Source organism: Flavobacterium sp. TS_SC_5 (assembly GCF_056156265.1).
Genome location: NZ_CM149588.1, coordinates 3,532,642 through 3,556,989, shown reverse-complemented (window position 1 = coordinate 3,556,989; position 24,348 = coordinate 3,532,642). Strand labels below are relative to the sequence as shown.

Annotated in this window: 16 protein-coding genes, 4 tRNA genes, 3 rRNA genes and 1 pseudogene; 15 read left to right on the top strand and 9 right to left on the bottom strand. The window is 37.1% G+C overall.

What is annotated here, in order from left to right; all coding sequences use genetic code 11:
* Positions 1 to 39: 39 nt before the first annotated feature.
* A complete protein-coding gene (locus AC0J6S_RS15295; RefSeq protein WP_474954596.1) occupies positions 40 to 1,317 on the bottom strand; it encodes a hypothetical protein in 1,278 nt (425 codons plus the stop codon).
* Positions 1,318 to 1,433: 116 nt separating this feature from the next.
* Between AC0J6S_RS15295 and AC0J6S_RS15290 the strand changes: the two genes are divergently transcribed.
* Both AC0J6S_RS15290 and AC0J6S_RS15285 read left to right on the top strand, forming a co-directional pair.
* The gene (locus AC0J6S_RS15290; RefSeq protein ID WP_474954595.1) at positions 1,434 to 2,498 is read left to right on the top strand and encodes a WD40/YVTN/BNR-like repeat-containing protein; all 1,065 of its coding nucleotides are present in this window, start codon (positions 1,434 to 1,436) and stop codon (positions 2,496 to 2,498) included.
* A 181-nt stretch (positions 2,499 to 2,679) separates the two neighbouring features.
* Positions 2,680 to 3,975, top strand: coding sequence for a TIGR00341 family protein (locus tag AC0J6S_RS15285; RefSeq protein WP_474954594.1), 1,296 nt, complete (start codon positions 2,680 to 2,682; stop codon positions 3,973 to 3,975).
* Positions 3,976 to 4,020: 45 nt separating this feature from the next.
* On the opposite strand, the gene AC0J6S_RS15280 is transcribed toward AC0J6S_RS15285, so the two are convergent.
* The 8 genes and pseudogenes from AC0J6S_RS15280 to AC0J6S_RS15245 form a co-directional block, all read right to left on the bottom strand.
* A complete protein-coding gene (locus AC0J6S_RS15280; protein ID WP_474954593.1) occupies positions 4,021 to 5,079 on the bottom strand; it encodes an ArsO family NAD(P)H-dependent flavin-containing monooxygenase in 1,059 nt (352 codons plus the stop codon).
* A gap of 12 nt (positions 5,080 to 5,091) precedes the next feature.
* Positions 5,092 to 6,138 (bottom strand): ACR3 family arsenite efflux transporter, encoded by a 1,047-nt coding sequence (arsB, locus tag AC0J6S_RS15275; RefSeq protein ID WP_474954592.1) that lies wholly within the window; start codon positions 6,136 to 6,138, stop codon positions 5,092 to 5,094.
* 2 nt (positions 6,139 to 6,140) lie between these two features.
* Positions 6,141 to 6,773, bottom strand: a complete 633-nt coding sequence (locus AC0J6S_RS15270; protein ID WP_474954591.1) for an arsenate-mycothiol transferase ArsC — start codon at positions 6,771 to 6,773, stop codon at positions 6,141 to 6,143.
* 15 nt (positions 6,774 to 6,788) lie between these two features.
* Complete coding sequence (locus AC0J6S_RS15265) at positions 6,789 to 7,259, bottom strand: DUF6428 family protein (RefSeq protein WP_474954590.1); 471 nt, start codon at positions 7,257 to 7,259, stop codon at positions 6,789 to 6,791.
* 19 nt (positions 7,260 to 7,278) lie between these two features.
* Positions 7,279 to 7,611, bottom strand: coding sequence for an ArsR/SmtB family transcription factor (locus AC0J6S_RS15260; protein WP_474954589.1), 333 nt, complete (start codon positions 7,609 to 7,611; stop codon positions 7,279 to 7,281).
* A 185-nt stretch (positions 7,612 to 7,796) separates the two neighbouring features.
* The gene (locus AC0J6S_RS15255) at positions 7,797 to 8,849 is read right to left on the bottom strand and encodes a zinc-dependent alcohol dehydrogenase family protein (RefSeq protein ID WP_474954588.1); all 1,053 of its coding nucleotides are present in this window, start codon (positions 8,847 to 8,849) and stop codon (positions 7,797 to 7,799) included.
* A 320-nt stretch (positions 8,850 to 9,169) separates the two neighbouring features.
* Positions 9,170 to 9,553: a hypothetical protein gene (locus tag AC0J6S_RS15250; protein WP_474954587.1), complete on the bottom strand. Its 384-nt coding sequence runs from the start codon at positions 9,551 to 9,553 to the stop codon at positions 9,170 to 9,172.
* A 234-nt stretch (positions 9,554 to 9,787) separates the two neighbouring features.
* Positions 9,788 to 11,303 (bottom strand): annotated as a pseudogene (locus AC0J6S_RS15245) (succinate CoA transferase).
* Between the two features lie 157 nt (positions 11,304 to 11,460).
* Between AC0J6S_RS15245 and AC0J6S_RS15240 the strand changes: the two are divergent.
* From AC0J6S_RS15240 to AC0J6S_RS15180, 13 genes are all read left to right on the top strand, one after another.
* On the top strand, positions 11,461 to 12,279 hold the full coding sequence (locus AC0J6S_RS15240) for a helix-turn-helix domain-containing protein (protein ID WP_113666895.1): 819 nt from the start codon (positions 11,461 to 11,463) through the stop codon (positions 12,277 to 12,279).
* Between the two features lie 194 nt (positions 12,280 to 12,473).
* Complete coding sequence (locus AC0J6S_RS15235; protein WP_474954586.1) at positions 12,474 to 13,781, top strand: TolC family protein; 1,308 nt, start codon at positions 12,474 to 12,476, stop codon at positions 13,779 to 13,781.
* 35 nt (positions 13,782 to 13,816) lie between these two features.
* Positions 13,817 to 14,869 (top strand): HlyD family secretion protein, encoded by a 1,053-nt coding sequence (locus AC0J6S_RS15230; RefSeq protein WP_474954585.1) that lies wholly within the window; start codon positions 13,817 to 13,819, stop codon positions 14,867 to 14,869.
* Positions 14,870 to 14,873: 4 nt separating this feature from the next.
* A complete protein-coding gene (locus tag AC0J6S_RS15225) occupies positions 14,874 to 16,457 on the top strand; it encodes an efflux MFS transporter permease (RefSeq protein WP_474954584.1) in 1,584 nt (527 codons plus the stop codon).
* A 160-nt stretch (positions 16,458 to 16,617) separates the two neighbouring features.
* Positions 16,618 to 16,983 (top strand): hypothetical protein, encoded by a 366-nt coding sequence (locus tag AC0J6S_RS15220; protein ID WP_474954583.1) that lies wholly within the window; start codon positions 16,618 to 16,620, stop codon positions 16,981 to 16,983.
* Positions 16,984 to 17,008: 25 nt separating this feature from the next.
* Positions 17,009 to 17,599 carry a DNA polymerase ligase N-terminal domain-containing protein gene (locus tag AC0J6S_RS15215; RefSeq protein ID WP_474954582.1) on the top strand — a complete coding sequence of 197 codons (591 nt, stop codon included), beginning with the start codon at positions 17,009 to 17,011 and terminating at the stop codon, positions 17,597 to 17,599.
* 1,057 nt (positions 17,600 to 18,656) lie between these two features.
* Positions 18,657 to 20,170, top strand: a 16S ribosomal RNA gene (locus AC0J6S_RS15210).
* 187 nt (positions 20,171 to 20,357) lie between these two features.
* Positions 20,358 to 20,431: transfer RNA gene (locus AC0J6S_RS15205), tRNA-Ile, on the top strand.
* 143 nt (positions 20,432 to 20,574) lie between these two features.
* A tRNA-Ala gene (locus AC0J6S_RS15200) sits at positions 20,575 to 20,648 on the top strand.
* 195 nt (positions 20,649 to 20,843) lie between these two features.
* Positions 20,844 to 23,727 (top strand): 23S ribosomal RNA (locus AC0J6S_RS15195).
* Between the two features lie 151 nt (positions 23,728 to 23,878).
* Positions 23,879 to 23,988: ribosomal RNA gene (gene rrf, locus AC0J6S_RS15190) — 5S ribosomal RNA — on the top strand.
* Together the 16S, 23S and 5S rRNA genes with 4 tRNA genes alongside form the textbook arrangement of a ribosomal RNA operon.
* Before the next feature lie 68 nt (positions 23,989 to 24,056).
* A tRNA-Phe gene (locus AC0J6S_RS15185) sits at positions 24,057 to 24,129 on the top strand.
* Between the two features lie 6 nt (positions 24,130 to 24,135).
* Positions 24,136 to 24,221 (top strand) — tRNA-Leu (locus tag AC0J6S_RS15180).
* Positions 24,222 to 24,348 lie beyond the last annotated feature (127 nt).

The following is a 24,348-nucleotide window of genomic DNA, read 5'->3' as shown; positions in this document are numbered from 1 at the left end:
CGTATCGAGCCGTGTTATCTGTTTTAAAGTGAAGTGTTTTTAAGATCTTCTGTTGTCGTTTCTGGAAGAATTACCTCTTTGACTTTCTGACCTTTGTGGCGCTGATTCTCTCGAAGAATTCTGTCTGCTTTGAGACTCTGCTCTTTGTGGTGCAGCTTGTCTGGAAGGACTAGTTCTGTTTTGAGAATAATCTCTCTGAGAATTTTCTCTTTGAGGAGCTGCCTGAGTAGAAGTACTAGTTCTGTTTTGAGAATACTCTCTCTGAGAATTTCCTCTTTTAGGAGCTGCCTGAGTAGAAGGACTGGTTCTGTTTTGAGAATACGCTCTCTGTGAATTTCCTCTTTGAGGCGTTGCCTGAGTGGAAGGACTAGTTCTGTTTTGAGAATACTCTCTCTGAGAATTTCCTCTTTGAGGCGTTGCCTGAGTAGAACGATCAGTTCTGTTTTGAGAATAATCTCTTGAAGAACCTGCTCTTTGCGGAGTAACTCCTCCTCTGGAAGGGCTAGTTCTATTTTGAGAATTGTCTCTAGAAGTCACGCCTCTTCTGTTAGAATATCCATTATCATTTCTGGAAACTCTTCTTTGATCTAATTCATATCGGTTCGCAACAGTAGCGTTTCTTCTTGAAAAGGAATAGTTTGGATTTTGTCTCTCATAACCATTAGAACGTCTTGAATTGTATAAAACTACTGCTCGATTGCTTCTTCTGTTAGTAACATAATTATAGTTGTTGTTAATATTCAAATTAATATTTATGTTGTTTCTGTAACGAAATACCGGAAATGGATTCCAAGCGTAATAATAGGAAGGATAATAACCCCAGTTCCAAGTTGAGTAATAAGGACAATAATTAGGTGACCAGAATGAAGCATAAATTACAGGAGTGGTATAATATACGGGCTCATAAATATAGTTTGCGCCATACATGAAAACATCCCCAACCACTTGAACATGAATTTTATTGTTTCTGTCTTTTTCAACATCAATTGTAGCAACATCTTGGTAAACATCGTCATCAAGAACAGATTGAACGATGATTAAATGCGTTCTATTTTCTACGGTTTCAATAACCCGTAAATAATCAACTTGATTGTCGTTGTTTAAATCTAAATTAGATATTTGAAGTTCAGGATCATTCAGGCGTCTTTCAAAATCCTGTAGGTCTCTAGAATCACCAAAAATAGAAGCAACAGCTCTTAGATCAAGATTATCGCTGATTTCGGCATTCATGGCATTTACTGATGTTCTATCTTGCGCTTGTATTTGTGTTGCGAAAACAGAGGTCAATAGACTCAATAATAGTAGTTTCGTTTTCATAATTAATTGGATTAAGTTTTCCCTTTTTTTTCAATATTCAATTATTGTGCCAATTAATTTTGGCCTCTATTTGTATTTATATTATTAATTGTAAATTAGCCGTAAAATGTATAAAAATGAAAAATAATTTTTTAATTCTATTAGTTTTAATTGTGTTTGTTTCTTGTAAAACAGGTATTTATAAGTCGGAAAATTTAAATAAAGTTAGTTTTCAATCCATTACAATTGACACACTATTTCAAGGTAAAATAAGTATACGAGCTATTCAAATTGATAAAAATAAAATTTGGTATGCTGCTGATAATGGAAGATATGGTTTTTATGATTTGGATACCAATCAGAAAATAGAGAACAAAATCATCAAAGATTCGTTAAAACTTGAATTTAGAAGTATTGCTCAAACAGCGATGTATGTTTTTATTCTGAATGTTGCAAATCCTGCCTTGCTGTACCAAATTTCAAAAGAGGATAAGGAAACAAAAGTAGTGTATCAGGAAAATCATGAGAAAGTGTTTTACGACAGTATGCAATTTTGGGATGATAAAGAAGGTATTGCCATGGGAGATCCAATTGCTGATTGTCTTAACATCATTACGACTCGTGACGGAGGGAATTCATGGAATAAAATTCCGTGTGATAAATTACCAAAAGTTATGGAAGACGAAGCTGCTTTTGCGGCAAGCAATACGAATATTGTCATCAAAGGAAATAATACCTGGATAGTTTCTGGGGGTAAAAAATCAAGGGTTTTTTACTCCTCTGATAGAGGAAATAGTTGGTCTGTGCATGAAACTCCAATTGTGCAAGGAAAAACAATGACTGGAATTTTCACGGCTGATTTTTATGATGCCAATAACGGATTTGTAGCCGGAGGCGATTATGAAATCAGAAATCAGAATTTCACCAATAAAGCCAGTACAATTGATGGAGGTAAAACGTGGAAACTTGTAGCTGAAAATCAAGGTTTCGGGTATGCATCTTGTGTACAGTATATTCCTAAAAGTAATGGCAAAGGGCTTGTTACTGTAGGGACTTCAGGAATATATTATTCCTCGGATAGTGGGGCTTCGTGGAAACAATTGGCATCTGATTCCACATTGAATACAATTCGCTTTATAGATGAAAATACCGCAATCGCAGCGGGGCAAAATAAAATGATTCGAATCAAATTTAAACTCTGATTATAATAGCATTAACATCAATTAATTTGTATTTGAATAATTATTTCGGCAATTGGTTTTTTGAAAATATACCAGTATTACTATTTTAAAATTAGTTATCTTACTGACTTTATTAGGAAAAGGAACAATGGAGATTTTGTTTTTGAAAGTAATCTTGAAATAAGGAATAAATTTAAGAAGCATGAATAAAGTAGTAAATTTTATTGACTTGCATAGTGGGGAAGAAGATAAAAAGAAAGTATTGGATAATGTGAAGTCTAACATCTCTTTCCGAGGATCAAATTTATGGATTTTGGCCTGTGCAATTGTTGTGGCTTCTGTAGGACTGAATGTAAATTCTACAGCTGTCATTATTGGTGCGATGCTAATTTCACCTCTGATGGGGCCAATTGTTGGAGCTGGTTTTGGTTTGGGAATTTATGATTTTAATTTGCTTAAAAGATCATTGAAAAATTTGCTCATTGCTACGGTGGTGAGTTTGGTGGTTTCCACTGTTTACTTTTATTTAAGCCCTTTTAAAGATACGCAGTCGGAACTTCTAGCGAGAACATCCCCTAATATTTACGATATTTTTATTGCATTTTTCGGAGGACTCGTTGGAGTAATAGCCATCACGAGGGTAGAAAAAGGAAATCCTATTCCCGGAGTTGCCATTGCAACGGCATTGATGCCTCCTCTGTGTACGGCTGGTTATGGCCTAGCTTTGGGGAATTTTAAATTTTTTTTCGGTGCAATGTATTTATATACAATTAATTGTGTTTTTATCTGTATTGCAACGTTTATAATTGTCAAATATTTAAAGTATCCAATCGTTAAACAAACCAATCTAAAGACCGAAAAGCGAGTGAAGTATATGATTTATTTTTTGACTTTGGCAATGATTGTTCCAAGCGTCTTTTTTGCATATCAGCTTTTTCAAGAAAAAAAATACAAACAAAAGGTAGAACAATTTTTAAAAGTAGAATTTATCGATAAAGGATTTACTGTTTTGTATAAAAAAACGCAGTTTACTTCAAATCCCAAAAAAATAGATATTGCTTTTTTACGAAAAAGGCTGGATAAGGACGAAATAAAAGAACTTAACGGAAAATTGAAAACATATGAATTGAATAATACGGTATTAAATATTATTCAAGACACAACTGATTTAAAGCAAGATATTTTGAATGAAATCACTTTTAACAATAAAACGATGAGTGAGAAAGATTTGATTATTGCCAAACTTCAAAGTCAAATTACTTCTTTAAAATTTGATAACAATGCTATTCTTAATGAAACCAAAATATTGTTTCCCGAAATTGAGAATATAGCCATTGCGAATCATGTCTTTAATGAAAACAAGGCCACTAAAAAAGTGATTACCGTAGTGCTTTATGAAAGTAAAAATGATATAAATGCTGCCGACAAACAAAAATTGATTGCATGGCTAAAAAACAAATTCAAAACGGATGTCGTTGAAATTTATAAAAGACAATAAATTCGTTTAAACTATTGGAATTAACTGATTATGGAATTTTGAGATTTAGTTTTTCTGTAGATACTCTATGATTTCATTACAGGTTTGTTTGGCATTTCTGTTTATTCCAATGAGTGTTGCTGATGCGTAACCAGTCCAACTACCGTAACCTGTCAACCACAATCCGGGAACTTCAATTGCTTTGCTTTCTTCAGTTTTTACAATACCACGTTCGTCTGCTGAAACAATATTTTTCAAAAAAGAGGTTGCATAACCAAAACCTGTACACCAGATAATTACATCAAAGTCTTCTTGGGTTCCGTCAGACCAAAGTACACCGTTTTCATAAATGCTTTCAAAACTGCCGCTTGAAATTAGAACTCCTCTCGAGCGAGCTTCTTTCACTGGTGGCACCATTACAATATTTCCCAAATCATAGTTGGCAGCATTAAATGGTTTTCCTTCTTTTTCAGCAAGGTATTTAGCGGTTGCCACATTAAAAAGATAAAACCCGTCCACTTCATCCGGTAAATATTGAGGTGGTTTTCTGGTAGACCATTTCACAGTAGTGACTTTAGAAACTTCGGCTACAATCTGCGCGCCTGAATTTCCTTCACCAACAACCAGAACGTTTAAATTCTTAAACTGTTCTGGACTTTTATAATGGGCGGAATGCATTTGAATTCCTCTGAAAGTTTCTATTCCATTAATCTTTGGAATATAAGGATTATTCCAAGTTCCCGTTGCTGCAATAATTGCTTTTGAAAAATAGATTCCTTTATTGGTGTAAACCTTGAATACTTTATTGTCAGAAGTTATGTTTTCAACAGTAACGGAGCGCTCTATTGGCAGTTCGTAACGCTTTTCATATTGGCATAAATAATCAATTACTTCTTGTTTTAGAGGAAACAGATTTTCAGATTTTGGCATCAGCCAGCCAGGAAGGGAACTGTGTTGTGCAGGAGAAAAAAGCGTTAAGCTGTCCCAAGCATGAAGCCAGGCACCGCCGCACTTTTCTTCTTTGTCCAAGATTAGAAAGTTGAGTTTATGGCGTCGTAAATAATATCCGCAAGCCAATCCGCTTTGTCCGCCACCAATAACAATAACATCCAGAATTTCGTGCATTGGAATTTTACTTTAAGTTGTTTTAGTATAATATTTTTTTCTTAGCCAAAAAGCGACATTTACCAGAATAATCAAAGCCGGAACTTCTACTAATGGCCCAATAACTCCCGCAAAGGCCTGTCCGCTATTGATTCCGAAAACACCAATGGAAACTGCAATTGCCAATTCAAAATTATTTCCCGAAGCAGTGAATGAAAGTGCAACGGCATCTCTATAATTAGCCCCAATTTTTTTAGAAACAAAAAACATCAAGAAAAACATAATGGTGAAGAAAATGACAAGTGGAATTGCAATTCGAACTACATCCATTGGTAAATCAACAATCATTTCACCTTTTAAACTGAACATCACTACAATTGTAAAAAGTAACGCAATCAGAGTAATGGGAGAAACAAACGGAATGAACTTTTGATTGAACCATTTGTCACCAATGAATTTTTTAATGGCATAACGGCTAATTACTGCTAATGCAAATGGAATTCCTAAATAAATTCCGACTGTTGCAGCAATTTCAGCAATAGTAATGTTTAATTCCAAGCCTTTTATTCCAAACAGAGGTAGCATGATTTCCAGATAAAAATACGCATACAAACCAAAAAAGAACACTTGTAACAAGCTGTTAATTCCAATTAATCCAGCTGTTAATTCCCTATTTCCTTCGGCTAATTCATTCCAGACAATTACCATCGCTATGCAAGGCGCAATACCAATTATAATTAAACCCATCATGTATTCTGGGTAATCTTTCAAAAAGAATGTTGCCAGTGAAAACATTAAAAATGGACCAACAATCCAGGTGATAAAGAAAGAGGCGGTCAGTAATTTTGGTTTTTCAAACATTAAAGGAATTTTTGAAAAATCAATTTTAGTCAAAGGGGGATACATCATTAATATCAATCCAATTGCCAAAGGAACATTCGTCGTTCCGCTCGAAAAGGAATTGATAAAACCGCTACTGGACGGGATAAAATAACCAATGGAAACGCCAATTGCCATTGCCAAAAATATCCAAAGGGTAAGGTAACTGTCGAGGAAATTTAATCTTTTTTTAGCGGCCATTATTATAATTTTATTTGGGAGAATACGAAGAACATTTCGGTTGCAATTTGCAAACTGCGTTCCTGATATTTTTCTGCTTGGTGGGGTGTATTGTCAAAAGCTTTTGGATCTTCATAATTGATTGGAATGCGTATTTCAGCTCCTGGAATAAAAGGACAACCGCCATCCGCTTGGGAACACGTCAATATCGCTGCATAATCACTTTTTGGATTAAAATCGTCATCATACCTTTTTGAAAAACCAATGATTGGATGCTCATTCTCCGCATATTTTATGGCATAAATAGGATTAGTTCCTGCCGCGATAGTTTTGATTTTAAATCCTGATTGCTCCAATGTTTTTGATGCTATAGGAAATAAAGCTGTTGCTTCGGTACCCCCAGAATAGCAAAATACATTTTTTATATTGAAATGTGCCGCTGCAGTTTGTGCCCAAACTTGTGACAAATGGCTTCTTCTTGAATTGTGTGTACAAATCAAATTCAACCGAATTTCTTCTTGATTCGATGCTTTTGCTTGAATAAAATCAATAAGCGGTTGCAGAACAATTTTGCGTTCTACCGAAATGCTTTCAAAATTAAAAGAAGAAATTGTTTTTGCTATTTCTGGAAATAGCATGGTTTTGGTTAGTTCCATTTTACAGTTTTAAATTTAGCAACAACCTCCCCCTGGAGTGCAGCTATTGGTTTGACTTGGGAGTTCGGATAATTTTACTTTTTGTTTTTCTACAGGGATTCCACATTGGTCTTCAGCCAAACAAGCTGTTTGCTTATTAAGTAGCGTAAATGCTGTTCCGTTGAAACCAATATCGTATTTGCCAATAGTTTCCGCTTGGAATTCAACTTCCACTTCATAATCTTCAATACCCAGTATTTTTTCAGATAATTCAATTATATCCAAAAGTTTTTTTGGTTTTAAACGGTGTTCAAAGTCATTGGCATCCCATAACTGAAAGTTTACCACGTTTTCTTTTCGAACTTTTCCACCACAATCAATGAAGTTTCTGGTAATTAAACCCACTTCAGTTACATGGAAATGTTCTGGAACATAAGTTCCGTTTGGCAATACAAAAGCAACGTTTTCTAACGTGCTCAACTGTTTTTTAATTTCTGATAGTTTCATGATTCTCGTTATTTAAAAATTAGCAACATTGATTTTTTTTGTTTTCTAAATAGCTATTAATGTGTTGAAAAAAGCCTTTTATTTTATTAAAACCTTCTTCATTGAGGCAATAGCAAATGGAAGCCCCTTCAAAATTGCCTTTTATAAGTCCGGCATTTTTCAGTTCCTTCAAGTGTTGCGAAACGGTAGGTTGTGCCAAAGGCAATTCGTTTACAATATCGCCACACACGCAACTGTTCACTTTGATGAGGTGTTGAATAATCGCAATACGCGCTGGATGCCCAATGGCTTTCGCCAAAGTTGCCAACTCATTTTGTTCGTCTGTGAAATGTTCTGATTTAGTAATCCCCATCGTCTTGTATCTTTATATTGCAATATTACGATAATAGAAAGAAACAACAAAATATTTTGTATTAATTTATAATTAAAAAGCAACACAATATAGTACGAGTGAACAGAGTTCTACCATGATTGTATTGCTTTTTCTTTGAATATTTTTCAAATAATAATGCAGATTGCTTAAGCTATAGTCAGATTTTAAGCTTCAATAATTACTTTCATCGCTTTTTCTTTTGCTGCGTTGCCAAAAACTTCATAAGCTTTTAGTATTTCACTTAATTTAAAATGATGCGTAATTAGCTTAGAAGGTTCCAATTTTCCGGAAGAAACAGTTTTCAATAGCATAGGAGTAGTATTTGTATTTACCAATCCCATTGTTATTGTAATATTTTGAATCCACAAATCTTGAATTTGCAGTTCTACTGGTTTTCCATGCACACCAATATTCGCAATACTACCGCCTGGACGAACAATTTTTTGACAGATATCAAAGGTAGCCGGAACCCCAACGGCTTCAATAGCCACATCAACTCCGTCTTTCGTTTCGGCTAGTATTCTTTTCTGCACATCTTCTTTGGCTGAGTTTATCGTATCTGTTGCGCCAAATTTTTCAGCCATTTTCAAACGATTTTCGTCCATATCAATCATGTAAATTTTAGAAGGAGAATAGAACTGCGCAGTAAGCAAAGCAGACATTCCTATAGGTCCGGCTCCAACAATCGCAATGGTGTCTCCTGGTTTTACACCGCCGTTAATCACACCAATTTCATGTCCTGTAGGCAAAATATCGCTTAACATTACTAAGGCTTCTTCATCAGCACCGTCAGGAATAAGATAAAGACTGTTATCAGCATGCGGAATACGAACATATTCTGCCTGAGTACCGTTTATAAGATTTCCTAAAATCCACCCGCCATCCTCACAATGCGCGTACATTTGTTTTTTACAATATTCGCAGGAACCATCTGAAGTGATGCAGGAAATAATTACATGATCTCCTTTTTTGAAATTCCTAACGGAGGTTCCAGTTTCTTCAATTATACCAACTCCTTCATGACCCAGAGTCGTTCCTGGTTTTACCGATGGCGTTTTTCCGTGTAAAATTCCCAAGTCAGTTCCGCAGATGGTGGTTTTTAATATTTTTACTAATACATCTGTTGTTTTTTCGATTTTAGGCAACGGAACGTCTTTTAATTGTATTTTTCCAGGACCGTCATAAACTAGTGCCTTCATTGTTTTAGTCTGAACCATTTTACTTTTATTTAAGTGTTATTTATCCATTATTGAACCAGTAATATTATCAAGTCTTCCTATTTAATTAATCTCCTTGTCTCCAGAAAGATCAGAATTAATTAGAAATACTCTTTAATAATCTCTTAATCAAGATGACTACTTTTCAAAGTTCGTTTGTTTACTGCTTAAATTCTATGATATAAATCACTTAATGGATAAATATTGGGGTCCTTTAGATAAATAAAAATTTAAAATTTATTCATTATGAAAATCTCTTACAAAATAATGTAGAAACTTTTTTAAAAAAACACGTTCTAAATTTTTGAAAATCATTCAACTCACATCCATTTTGAGAGAAAATCAATAAGCTCTTCTCTCAATTCTTTAAATAGTTTTTCAAATGTTGTTATACTTTGTCTATGTTTTTTATGGTCTGAAAATTTTTCATGATCAATGGCATGCGGATTATCAACCACTGCAGCCTCAAGGAACAATTCGTGACTTTTAATATCGTGAGTTAATATATCAATCTGTTCCTTTTGAATAATCAGCTCATTACTAAAATGATCTGCTAAAGCACGAACCTCTTTAGAAGTATTTTTTTCTGCCACTTCCAAAATTCGTTTATCCATAATTTTAAGTTCATCTTTATAAAACAAAATTTTGTTTAACCATGTTTTATGTTCTTCATGTAAGTCATAAATTGTTTTTTTAGTTTCCATTTTTAGTCTTTTTTAAATAGTTTGAAATTAATTTTATTTCGATTATTTTATACAAATTATAAAAGGTAGGTGATTTTATAAAATTATTAAGTTGCTTAAAGTTAGTGATTTATGTTATATTAAATAAAAAAAAATACAAATTTTAAGCTACAAAAAATGAATTGATTGCAAAAAAAAATATCCCCAAACAATAAAGTGTGTTTGGGGATATTAAAAAAGATAAAAATAGGAATACTAGCCTATTTCGACTAGACAATTTTGCTTCATACTGCCGGTTTCAATATATCTGGAGTGCAGTTTGAATGCTTCTTCTAAAATGTGCGGCGTATCGGCCTCCTCGCAAACAAGCCCGATTAAAATAATCGGATAATTCTTCTTTGTAATCCGGATGGGTGCAGTTTTCAATGATAACTTTGGCGCGTTCTCTGGGAGCAAGCCCTCTCAAATCGGCAATTCCTTGTTCAGTGATCAAGATATCAACATCATGTTCCGTATGGTCTACATGCGAAACCATTGGTAAAACATGAGAAATAGCATTACATTCTTTTGAAGATGATTGGGTAACAAAAATGCTCAAATACGCATTTCTAGCAAAATCACCCGAACCACCAATACCATTCATCATTTTGGTTCCAGAAATATGGGTAGAATTGACATTGCCATAAATATCAAATTCAATGGCTGTGTTAATTGCTATAACTCCTAATCTTCGGATCACTTCGGCTGAATTACTGATAGTTTGTGGTCGAAGTAGAATTTTGTCTTTGTACTTTTCGAAGTTATCAAGAATGTGTTTGTAGCAATTTTCAGAAACCGTTATGGAAGAAGCCGATGCAAAATCTAATTTTCCGCTGTCAATGAGTTCAAAAGTGCTATCCTGCAAGACTTCGGAATACATCACTAAATTTTCAAAATTTCCTTTTGCAAAGCCAGACATGACCGCATTAGCTACTTTTCCTATTCCCGCTTGCAACGGCATCAATGATTTGGTTAAGCGTCCTTCTTTAATTTCATTTTCAAAAAAAGCCAGTAAATGATTGGCAATAGCAGTCGTTTTGGGATCTATTGTAGTTAATTGTGCCGGACTATCGGGAATTTCTGTGAAAACAATTCCAATGACTTTGTTAGGATCAATGGTGATATAATCGGTCCCAATTCTTTCATCTGCAGCTGTAATGTTTAAAACTTCTCGATTGGGATAACTTTTTGAAATATAAATATCATGAATCCCTTTGAATTCAAGTGGTATGGAAGTATTTATTTCGATGATGATTTTATCGGCGGCATGCGCAAAAGTAGCTGAATTTCCAACTGAGGTTGTTGGAATTACATTTCCATTCTCATCAATATAGGTAGCTTCAATTACAGCAATGTCAATTTTTGGAAGGTGTTTGTTTTCTAATAATTCGGCCGTTTCACTTAAATGTTGGTCTATAAAAAGTACTTTTCCTTCGTTTATTTTTTTTCGTAAAGTGGCATCTACCTGAAAAGGCATTCTTTTGTACAAAGCGTTATTGTTAGCCAAGTCCGCATCTGTGGTATGCCCTAAAGAAGCACCGGTAATTAATGTGATTCCAATAGTTTCTGATTTTGCTCTTGCGGCAAAAGCGGGTAAAACAGCTTTACTGTCACCAGCTTTTGTAAATCCACTGGTTCCGATAGTCATTTTGTCTTTGAAAAATAAAGCGGCTTCTTGTGCAGAAATAACTTTGTCTTTGTAACTTTGAAATCTAATTCTATCCGACTGCATAATTATGTGTTTTTAATAAAAAAATAACCAAAAATTAATGTTTTGATAATGAATTAAATCAATTTTTAGATTTTAATTTATATCCTATACAATTTTAGTGAAATTAAGAATTGGATAAATATCGTAATAAGTCATAAAAATATTCATTTCAGCCACAATGAGTCCATTCGAAACTTTAGAAGAGAAATATTATATTAAAGAGGTTGATACCGATAAAAAAAGTATTTATTGCCACCATGATTTGATGGGTGAATTGTTAATTCCAACTCACAAGCATGAAAAAGCCCAAATGCTCTATTCAGAAGGTGGTATTGTTCATGTTACTACTGAAACCAAAACTTATTTTCTTCCCGCCCGTCATTTTATCTGGATTCCGGGTGGCGTAAAACATAGTATTCATCCCAATTCGGAGCGTGTCATGATGCGGAATTTGTATTTTCCGGTAGATTTGAATGAAGATTCATTTTACGAAAAAGAAGGAATTTATCCCATTAATGATTTATTACTGCAAATGATGCTTTTCACGAATCGATGGAATGGAAACTTGAAAAAAGGAACCAGGAATTTTAGTATTGCCAATGCAATAAAAGCCATTTTACCGGAAATTTGTCTGACTAATTTGCCGTTATCCTTGCCTTTACCAAAGGATATTCGCCTGAATAAGATTATTAGTTTTTTAGATAAAAACTTAGGAGAAACTATTTTGTTCTCTGATTTGGCCAATCGTTTTGGGTTCAGTGAGCGCTCTTTGTATCGTTTGTTCCAAAAAGATTTAGGCATGTCATTCATTCAATATTTTACCATTCGGAGAATTTTAAAAGCAATAGAATTGTTACTTGAAAAAAAACTATCTGTTAGCGAAGTTGCTCAAGCTGTGGGATACAGTAGTGTTCCAACTTTTAGCAACACATTTTTCAAGATTTTAGGACAACGCCCTTCTGATTATTTAAAGGGCATTGAAATATTAAAAAAGTGATTTTTTTGCACTACTTATTTTCTGCAATCGTTATAGTTTTCTATTTGTCCTAAATGAATAAATAGTTGGCTTTAGTTGATTTTACGACGTAGATTAAATTAGGGAACTTTGCATGACATTCCTTTATCTACATTATGTTTCTTAAAAAACAGGTTCTTTGGAGCCAATCGAAAATTAATTTTTCAAAAAATGCATTGGTATTATTCCTCTTCTTTCATGGAATCAATTCAGCACAAGCACAGCAAGCTACAGCACTTTTTTTAAATGATGCTTTAAAAATCGCTAAAGAAAATAATAAGACCATTCAGAAATCTCATATCGAACAGCGTATTTCAGAAAAAGAGATCGCCGTGACAAAAAATCTTCGTTTACCAGAGGTTAATTTTAATGCAATGTATTCCCGATTATCTGACTTGACGGAATATGAAGGCGGTTTTTTCTCAGACAAACATATGTATACTCCAGAACCTGGAACCATACTATATGATGTGGTTACAAAATTTGATGTACCGCTTTATGCTGGTAATAAAATCAATAATGCGATTAAAAAGTCGAAAGAGGAAAACGAAATTGCGAAAATCAAGATAGAAAAGACTGAGAGTGATATTCAATTACAGGTGACAGCTACTTTTTTAGGTATTTATAAAATGATGGAACTCCAGAAAATCATTGGCGAAAGCATTAAAGAAGAACAGGAACGATTGAAAGAAGTAAAAGCTTTCAAAACCTTTGGAACAGTTACTAAAAACGAAGTGTTGCGCTCTGAACTGCAACTTTCAGACCGGGAACTCCATTCGTTGACCAATAAAAAAAACATCAAAATTGCACTTCAAGAGTTAAAAACACTATTGCAGTTGCCCGAAGAAGCAGAAATTGCTATTGATACAACAAGCTTACTCGATATTGCTCTGTTGAAAGACTATGATTTCTATTTTAAAGAAACTCTTCAAAACGAAGAAATGCGTATTGCAAATAGGGAAGTGGACGTTAAAAAAACAGAGTTAAAAATGGTGAAAGGGAATTATTATCCGAAGGTGAGCTTATTTGGAAATTATAATCTAAAATATCCTGACTATATGTTGTTTACGCTGAATCGTCCGTATCTCTATACCATAGGACAAATAGGAGTTGAGGCTACTTATAATTTGTCGCATTTATATAAAAATAAAACCAAAGTTCAGGTTGCCAATTTAAAAGTGGATTTGCAAGAAAATGAATCCGAGCTTGTGAAAAATGAAATGGTGGACAAATTGTTTAGAAAGCATACCCAATATCAGGAAATACTGGACAAGCTTCCGGTTACGGAAAAAGCATTGGATTTAGCCAATGAAAATTATCGCATTGTAAAAGTAAAATACCTGAACCAACTGGTGTTAATAACTGAAATGGTGGATGCGGATAATGCGCTGCTACAGGCCAAATTCAACAAAGTTTCCACTAGAATAGATGTCGTTATGAAACAATATGAATTGCTCCATACAGCAGGATTACTCAACAAATAATAATTTAATTTAATATAATTTAGTTTCAAACTTATATGGTAAAAGTTCATAATTCATCAAGAGCGCATCGATCATTTCATAGATTAATTACCGTGATTTCCGGTATGCTGGTTCTCGGTGGAATTGTTTTAGGGATTTGGTTTTATATTTTTAATAAAAATCACGAAGAAACTAATGACGCCCAGGTGGATCAATATGTAACGCCAATTATGGCCCGAATTACGGGTTATGTTACCGAAGTGCGCTATAATGAAAATCAATTTGTTCACAAAGGCGATACCTTGATTATAATTGATAATAGAGAATACAAAGCACATTTAGATATGGCATTAGCCGATGTTGAAAATGCAAAAAGCAATAGTATTGTGATTGAAAAAAATGTCGCAACAACTTCTAACGTAACTTCCATTAGACAATCGCAGTTACAAGCTGCCAAAACAGAAGTTTGGAAAACCAAACTGGAATACAATCGCTATAAAGGATTAGTAAGTCAGGAAGCAGCTACTGAACAACAGCTTGAAAAAGTAAAAGCCGATTATGAATTGGCACAGGCGCATTATCAGGAAATAGCTAACACGATTCAATCGGCGGCATTGAACACCTCAGAAGCTTCGGCTAAAATTCCAACGGCTCAGACGGTAATTCAGTCCAAACAAGCAGTTGCAGACAATGCCACTTTGTTTCTTTCTTATACCGTAATTACAGCGCCTTATGATGGCTGGGTGGGTAAAAAAATGATTCAATCCGGACAAATGATAAAAGAAGGACAAACTTTAGTTTCCATCGTTAGCAAGGAAAAGTGGATTACAGCTAATTTTAAAGAGACCCAACTCCAATATTTATCCATTGAACAGGAAGTGGAGCTAAAGGCAGATGCAATAAGTGGAAGAGATTTTGTGGGAATAATTGAATCTTTGTCGCCAGCTAGTGGTGCGCGTTTTTCATTACTCCCGCCTGATAACGCCACGGGTAACTTTATAAAAATAGAACAACGAATTCCAGTTAGAATAAAACTTAAGGATAATAATGCACAAACGGACTTTCTTAGAGCCGGTATGAATGTCACCGTTATCGCTGAACACAAATAATCAGATGTCAGAAGTACGTGTTTTTAAATCTTGGGTTCCTAATTGGGCTATTATTGCGATTATCTTTTTCTGCATGCTGCATTCTATGGTTTTATTGGGAGTATATACTTCAAATGTGACGTATGCAGCGAGTTTTTTGGACGTAGAAGTTGAAGATTTGCAGTTCTCGATGTGTGTTACTCATGGGACTTTTTTAGCTACAATTCTCATCGAAAGTCGGTTTTTTAAGTTTTTTCCAACCAAGAAATATTTTCTGGTTATTTATAGCTTAGCTGCTCTAACATTCATACTGACGGCGTACACCGAAAATTTTTCTTTGTTTATTATGTTAAGAATGGCCGAAGGTGTCTTGATGGCATTGCCAGTTTTACCCTTACGGCAATTTTTGATAGCACGATTTAAGTCTAAAAATGCTGTGATTATTGCTTTTACAATTAATTATGGAGCCTTGATGTTGGCTTCTCCTTTTATAATGAATATTGCGGTTTGGCTACTGGAGAATTACGATTGGAACTATATGGCGTATGGTTCGGCTTTCTTCCAAATTGTATGTGTGGCTTTGGTCATGATTACTTTTAATAACAATCGTTTTCATAAAAAAATCCCGTTGTATCAAATTGATTGGGCCAGTTTTATTCTGGTGCTTACCGCTATTTTGTGCGGTAGTTATTTTGTGGTTTATGGCCAAAAAAAATATTGGTTTGAATCCCCACAAATTGTTGCAGCACTTATTGTTGCGTTAGTAACAGGAGGGTTTTTTATCGCCCGACAAATGCTGGTGAAGAGACCTACTTTTGATATGCGAGTTTTTCGGTATGCGAATCTACGAACTGGATTATTATTATCCGTGGTTTTTTATATTGCCAGATCAACGTTGAACATTTGTCACAGTACGATGGCTGTTGTTTGGAATTGGGAGCCTTCAAGAGTGGCCCATGTACAATATTTAAATTTAACAGGAAATGTAATTGGGATGATTTTGACTGGATTCTTTTTGGCCAGATCAGTTTCTTCCAGGTATATCTTTATAATAGGATTTTCACTTTTAGCACTATTTCATTTCTGGTTTACGTTCCTTTTCGTGCCGGATGCTTCCTTGTCGGATATTGCGATTCCGTATATGTTACAAGGTGTGGCTGTCGGAGTAATATTTGTTCCGCTGGTCTTATTCACCGTATCTGCTGTTCCTACACATTTTGCTCCGTTTGCCGGAATTGTTGGCGTTGCTGGGCGTTTTTGGGGAAGTATAATGGGTTTTGCAATGATTCAAAATGCAGGTTTGTTTTTACAAAGTACCCATTTTACAAAATTCAGACAATTTGTTCTTCCCGAAAGTCCGGAAACACAAATGCACATCGAGCAAATTACCAGAAGTTTTATGTCTAAAGGGTATTCGATGGATGATTCCAATAAATTAGCGATGAAACAAATTATCAGTTCGGTTTCAAAACAATCGGTTTTATTGTCCAATATGGAAATCTTTACCGTTATTGGTTATCTTATGCTTATTGTCGTTGTTTTTCTAATGCTTAATCAACATTTAAGACAAACTTTTGATGTTTTCAAAAATAGAATTTGGGGGACTTAAAAAGGTGTACTATGGTTTATTTAAACCTTTTTGGATTGAAAATCTCTTTTTGGCACCTTGAAATCCTTGAATAATTTGATTTTTTTTATATAAATATAAACAGCATTTCTATTTAAAATGTTTAACTTAGTGTACTGAAAATTAATTAAATAAGTGTAAAATGAATAATAGAAACGATAAATTGAACTTTGAAAAAAGAAAACCGGGGAAGAAAGATAAAAATAAAGTACCAGATTCTCTTTTGTACCCTCCAAGCGAAGATATTTATAACCAATTTCAAAAAGAGATGGAAATAGATCCTGAGGACATTTCTAAAAATAAGGCAGCTGTTGAAATAAATAATGTCAGAGAATTGAATGAGAAAGATTTTGAAGACGATGTTTCTGGGGCTGACTTAGATATTCCTGGTTCAGAATTAGATGATGAATTGGAAAATTCCGGAAGTGAAGATGAAGAAAATAACCATTATAGTATAGGTGGTGATAATCATAGTAATTTAGATGAGAATACTGGAGATAAAATTTAGTTTAAGATTTTGTCGTAAATTTTAAATGACAATCGAATTAATTATGTCTTTAACGGAATACAATCAAAAGCGTAATTTTAATTCCACAGTCGAACCAGAAGGTGAAATTAAGAAATCAACATCCGAATTAATTTTCGTGGTGCAAAAACATGCGGCTTCACACTTGCATTATGATTTCCGATTGGAAATGGATGGTGTATTAAAAAGCTGGGCCGTTCCCAAAGGACCATCTATGAATCCGGCTGATAAAAGATTGGCTATTATGGTTGAAGATCATCCTTATTCTTACAAAGATTTTGAAGGCACTATTCCAGAGGGGAATTACGGTGCTGGAAGTGTTATCGTATGGGATAACGGAACATATACATTGGCTGATGAAGATCCGTCAGATAAACTTGAAAGCAAAGCAAAAGCCAATTTACAAAAAGGACATCTTAGTTTTATTCTTAATGGGAAAAAACTGAAAGGCGAATTCGCATTGGTAAAACTTAAAACAAAACAGGAAAATACATGGCTGTTGATAAAGTCAAAAGATCAATATGCTGGCCATAAAGATATCTTGCTTCAAGATAAATCCGTAATCTCTAATATGATAATAGAAAGGCTGAAAAAATAAAATTCATCAGTGCGTTCCTCATTATATAAAGAAAGGCGATTATCGTAAAGGATAATCGCCTTTCTTTATATAATGAGTCGGGCTATTCGCTACAAGTCCTCGTCTCGTCCGAAAAGACGAGACTGTGGGCTTTCCGCTTCTATCCCTAACGCGGGTTTAGAATAATCAAGATATCCAGTTCAATCAAGAGGATAAGAACTAACGCCAACACAAGATTCGGTTACCTTATATACAGGAGAAATTAGAAAAGCCTCGTCCTATATAAGGTAAAGGATAAAGTCATTTTATTGATACAATAGTTTTTCTCCATATAAAATAGGCTAGACAAACTTTTAATAGGAGTAGTGCGCGTTGAAGAGCAGTTAAAACATGAATAAAGATTGAATTTTGAAAGCTTTAGTCAATAAGGGAGGGAAGTTGGTAGCCGTATAATCGCACTGAAATAGGTAATTTTGGATTGAAATGGCGTGTATCGGCTAATAGATTGCTATTTTGTTTAAAAAACTTCACACTTCAAAAACCATGTTTTCAGCAAGTTAAAGTAAAAGTTAAGAAAAGGGTAAAAAAAAGGTTTAAAAAAGCTTGAATAACGGTATAAAGGAGTTAGTTTTGCACCCGCAATGACGCAGACGTTCTTTCAAATACTGGCAAGTAAAGTTAATCAAAAGAGAAAATTTATTTTCTAAAAAAGATTCAAAAAGCTTGTGAGATTAGAAAACGGATGTTACATTTGCACCCCGCAAGACGCTCAAAGTTCCTTGATAGATTGATAAGAAAAGAGAAGCAAACGAGATAAAATTTATCTTAAAAAAACTTCAAATTTTTCTTGCCAGTTAAAAAGAAAGTTGTACTTTTGCACCCGCTTCGAGAAACACTATAACAAGTGTTAAAAGGAGTTAAAAACAAGATAAGAACACGTTCCTAGACATATTGAATTGACAGCCGTTTTAAGAGAGATCTTAGAACACAAGAATAAGAGTAATAGAATCGAGAGATTTGAAAAAACCACTAGAATTTAGTCGAATAACAATAGCTTGAGCAATCAAGCGTACAATATACGATGAAGAGTTTGATCCTGGCTCAGGATGAACGCTAGCGGCAGGCTTAACACATGCAAGTCGAGGGGTATAGTTCTTCGGAATTAGAGACCGGCGCACGGGTGCGTAACGCGTATGCAATCTACCTTTCACAGAGGGATAGCCCAGAGAAATTTGGATTAATACCTCATAGTATATCGAGTTGGCATCAACATGATATTAAAGTCACAACGGTGAAAGATGAGCATGCGTCCCATTAGCTAGTTGGTAAGGTAACGGCTTACCAAGGCAACGATGGGTAGGGGTCCTGAGAGGGAGATCCCCCACACTGGTACTGAGACACGGACCAGACTCCTACGGGAGGCAGCAGTGAGGAATATTGGACAATGGGCGCAAGCCTGATCCAGCCATGCCGCGTGCAGGATGACGGTCCTATGGATTGTAAACTGCTTTTATACGAGAAGAAACACCTCTACGAGTAGAGACTTGACGGTATCGTAAGAATAAGGATCGGCTAACTCCGTGCCAGCAGCCGCGGTAATACGGAGGATCCAAGCGTTATCCGGAATCATTGGGTTTAAAGGGTCCGTAGGCGGTCAGATAAGTCAGTGGTGAAAGCCCATCGCTCAACGGTGGAACGGCCATTGATACTGTCTGACTTGAATTATTAGGAAGTAACTAGAATATGTAGTGTAGCGGTGAAATGCTTAGAGATTACATGGAATACCAATTGCGAAGGCAGGTTACTACTAATTGATTGACGCTGATGGACGAAAGCGTGGGTAGCGAACAGGATTAGATACCCTGGTAGTCCACGCCGTAAACGATGGATACTAGCTGTTGGGAGCAATCTCAGTGGCTAAGCGAAAGTGATAAGTATCCCACCTGGGGAGTACGTTCGCAAGAATGAAACTCAAAGGAATTGACGGGGGCCCGCACAAGCGGTGGAGCATGTGGTTTAATTCGATGATACGCGAGGAACCTTACCAAGGCTTAAATGTAGATTGACCGGTTTGGAAACAGACTTTTCGCAAGACAATTTACAAGGTGCTGCATGGTTGTCGTCAGCTCGTGCCGTGAGGTGTCAGGTTAAGTCCTATAACGAGCGCAACCCCTGTTGTTAGTTGCCAGCGAGTCAAGTCGGGAACTCTAACAAGACTGCCAGTGCAAACTGTGAGGAAGGTGGGGATGACGTCAAATCATCACGGCCCTTACGCCTTGGGCTACACACGTGCTACAATGGCCGGTACAGAGAGCAGCCACTGGGCGACCAGGAGCGAATCTATAAAACCGGTCACAGTTCGGATCGGAGTCTGCAACTCGACTCCGTGAAGCTGGAATCGCTAGTAATCGGATATCAGCCATGATCCGGTGAATACGTTCCCGGGCCTTGTACACACCGCCCGTCAAGCCATGGAAGCTGGGGGTGCCTGAAGTCGGTGACCGCAAGGAGCTGCCTAGGGTAAAACTGGTAACTAGGGCTAAGTCGTAACAAGGTAGCCGTACCGGAAGGTGCGGCTGGAACACCTCCTTTCTAGAGCCTTAGTGTTAGTAGTAATACACGCTAGGGAAAGAAGACGAAAGTTCAAGTTGGAAACAAGTTTCAACATTTTATTACTCTTGCTGTTAATTTATATAAAAAAGAGAGAAAAGAAAATAGAATATAGAGCATAGATTTAGTCTATAATCTTAAGTCTTTATTCTTTACTCAAAAAAAAGAGTGTCTCGTAGCTCAGCTGGTTAGAGTACTACACTGATAATGTAGGGGTCGACAGTTCGAGTCTGTCCGAGACAACAAAAAAAGCATTAAGTACTTATTATTAAGTATTTATACAAAAACGTTCATAGAAACAGATTGAAAGGAAATTCTAGGGTTGAAAGATTACGAATTACAATAATTCATAATTCATAATTCACAATTCATAATTAAAAAAGATTGGGGGATTAGCTCAGCTGGCTAGAGCGCCTGCCTTGCACGCAGGAGGTCAACGGTTCGACTCCGTTATTCTCCACTATCTTCGAGAAGATAGAATATAGAAAAAAGAATATAGATTAAGTCTATTATCTATTCTCTATGTTCTTTATTCAAAAAGAAAAAGTTCATTGACATATTGAGATAAGAAAATAATAAAAAGTAGAAAGCATTTTTTGTTTGTTTATCATTAGACAAGTAAAAGAAACGGTCTTAATTAATTTTAAGATTGGTACAATAAGCAAAATAAGGGCGTATGGGGGATGCCTTGGCTCTCAGAGGCGATGAAGGGCGTGATAAGCTGCGAAAAGCTACGGGGATTGGCACACACGAATTGATCCGTAGATACCCGAATGGGGCAACCCACTATGTTGAAGACATAGTACACCGATAGGTGGGCAAACCCGCTGAACTGAAACATCTAAGTAGGCGGAGGAGAAGAAAACAAAAGTGATTCCGTAAGTAGTGGCGAGCGAACGCGGATTAGCCCAAACCAATGTTGTTACGGCAATATTGGGGTTGTAGGACCACGTTATTTGTTGCGGATTGAATTAGAATCTACTGGAAAGTAGAGCCAAAGAAGGTGATAGCCCTGTATAAGTAAAAGAAGATAACGATAGTGGTATCCTGAGTAGGGCGGGACACGAGAAATCCTGTCTGAATTTGGCGGGACCATCCGCTAAGGCTAAATACTCCTGAGAGACCGATAGTGAACCAGTACCGTGAGGGAAAGGTGAAAAGAACCGTGAATAACGGAGTGAAATAGATCCTGAAACCATACGCTTACAAGCGGTCGGAGCCCTTTCGTGGGGTGACGGCGTGCCTTTTGCATAATGAGCCTACGAGTTAACGTTGCTGGCAAGGATAAGTGGTTAAGCCACGGATCCGTAGCGAAAGCGAGTCTGAATAGGGCGCTTTAGTCAGTAGTGTTAGACGCGAAACCGTGTGATCTACCCATGGGCAGGTTGAAGCTGTGGTAACACACAGTGGAGGACCGAACCGGTTGACGTTGAAAAGTCTTCGGATGACCTGTGGGTAGGGGTGAAAGGCCAATCAAACTCGGAAATAGCTCGTACTCCCCGAAATGCATTTAGGTGCAGCGTTATGCGTAAAGTTATATAGAGGTAGAGCTACTGATTGGATGCGGGGGCTTCACCGCCTACCAATTCCTGACAAACTCCGAATGCTATATAATGTTTCATAACAGTGAGGGCTTGGGTGCTAAGGTCCAAGTCCGAGAGGGAAAGAACCCAGACCATCAGCTAAGGTCCCCAAATATATACTAAGTTGAAAGAACGAGGTTTGTCTGCCCAGACAGCTAGGATGTTGGCTTGGAAGCAGCCATTCATTTAAAGAGTGCGTAACAGCTCACTAGTCGAGCGGACGAGCATGGATAATAATCGGGCATAAGTATATTACCGAAGCTATGGATTTAGAGTTTACTCTAAGTGGTAGGGGAGCATTCTAACAGGGTTGAAGGTGAGTCGTAAGGCCTGCTGGACTGGTTAGAAAAGAAAATGTAGGCATAAGTAACGATAATGCGGGCGAGAAACCCGCACACCGAAAGACTAAGGTTTCCACAGCTATGCTAATCAGCTGTGGGTTAGTCGGGACCTAAGGCGAACCCGAAAGGGACAGTCGATGGACAACGGGTTAATATTCCCGTACTAGTTATTACTGTGATGGGGTGACGGAGTGATGAAAGCGCCGCGAACTGACGGAATAGTTCGTTGAAGTACCTACCTATAAGACCCGCAGGCAAATCCACGGGTTTTGGGGAAATACGATAGTACTCGGAGTCTTCGGACAAAGAGATAGTGCGCCTAAGGGCTTCCAAGAAAAACCTCTAAACTTCAGGTAATAAGTACCCGTACCGCAAACCGACACAGGTAGTCGAGGAGAGAATCCTAAGGTGCTCGAGAGATTCATGGCTAAGGAATTAGGCAAAATAGACCCGTAACTTCGGGAGAAGGGTCGCCAGCAGCAATGCTGGCCGCAGTGAAGAGGTCCAGGCGACTGTTTATCAAAAACACAGGGCTCTGCAAAATCGTAAGATGAAGTATAGGGCCTGACACCTGCCCGGTGCTGGAAGGTTAAGTGGAGATGTTATCTTCGGAGAAGCATTGAAATGAAGCCCCAGTAAACGGCGGCCGTAACTATAACGGTCCTAAGGTAGCGAAATTCCTTGTCGGGTAAGTTCCGACCTGCACGAATGGTGTAACGATCTGGACACTGTCTCAGCCATGAGCTCGGTGAAATTGTAGTAGCGGTGAAGATGCCGCTTACCCGCAGTGGGACGAAAAGACCCTGTGCACCTTTACTATAGCTTAGTATTGACCTTGGATAAATGATGTGTAGGATAGGTTGGAGACTGTGAAGTGGCGTCGCTAGGCGTTGTGGAGTCATTGTTGAAATACAACCCTTTGTTTATCTGAGGCCTAACCCCGTTATGCGGGGGACATTGCTTGGTGGGTAGTTTGACTGGGGTGGTCGCCTCCAAAAGAGTAACGGAGGCTTCTAAAGGTTCCCTCAGTACGCTTGGTAACCGTGCGTAGAGTGCAATGGCATAAGGGAGCTTGACTGAGAGACATACAGGTCGATCAGGTACGAAAGTAGAGCATAGTGATCCGGTGGTTCCGCATGGAAGGGCCATCGCTCAAAGGATAAAAGGTACGCCGGGGATAACAGGCTGATCTCCCCCAAGAGCTCATATCGACGGGGGGGTTTGGCACCTCGATGTCGGCTCGTCACATCCTGGGGCTGGAGAAGGTCCCAAGGGTTGGGCTGTTCGCCCATTAAAGTGGCACGCGAGCTGGGTTCAGAACGTCGTGAGACAGTTCGGTCTCTATCTACTGTGGGCGCAAGAAATTTGAGTGGATCTGATTCTAGTACGAGAGGACCGAATTGGACAAACCTCTAGTGTATCTGTTGTCACGCCAGTGGCATCGCAGAGTAGCTACGTTTGGAAGGGATAAGCGCTGAAAGCATATAAGCGCGAAACCCACCACAAGATGAGATTTCTTTTAAGGGTCGTGGGAGATGACCACGTTGATAGGCTATAGATGTAAAGGCAGTAATGTCATAGTCGAGTAGTACTAATAACCCGTAAGCTTATGTACGCTTTTCTCTCCCGATGCAAATCGGGAGAGAAGAAACTTTCTAACAAAAAAACTTTTCTTTATCTCAGTATGTTAAGATATTATTGCAATTACGAATTCATAATTACGAATTACGACTTGCAAATAATTGCCCAAAGCAATTATAACCTCTTAAGGTGGTTATTGCGGCGGGGCTCACCTCTTCCCATCCCGAACAGAGTAGTTAAGCCCGCCTGCGCAGATGGTACTGCAGTTATGTGGGAGAGTATGTCGTCGCCTTTCTTTGAAAATCCCGTTCCCTAATTGGAATAGGGTTTTTTATTCATTGTTTTATTATAAAAAAGGCCATAGGTACCTTAGCTCAGATGGTAGAGCAATGGACTGAAAATCCATGTGTCCCTGGTTCGATCCCTGGAGGTACCACAAAATGCTCGGATGGTGAAATTGGTAGACACGCTGGACTTAAAATCCAGTGAACAGCAATGTTCGTGCGGGTTCAAGTCCCGCTCTGAGTACAAGAAACTTTAGTTGGCTAGCGCTAGCTGAAGTTTTTTATTTGTAGTGCTTTTTACTTTATTGTTAATTCTATAATGAAATAATGGATCAAGCCCAAAAGTTGTGGAGTAGCAGAAATTATGCATC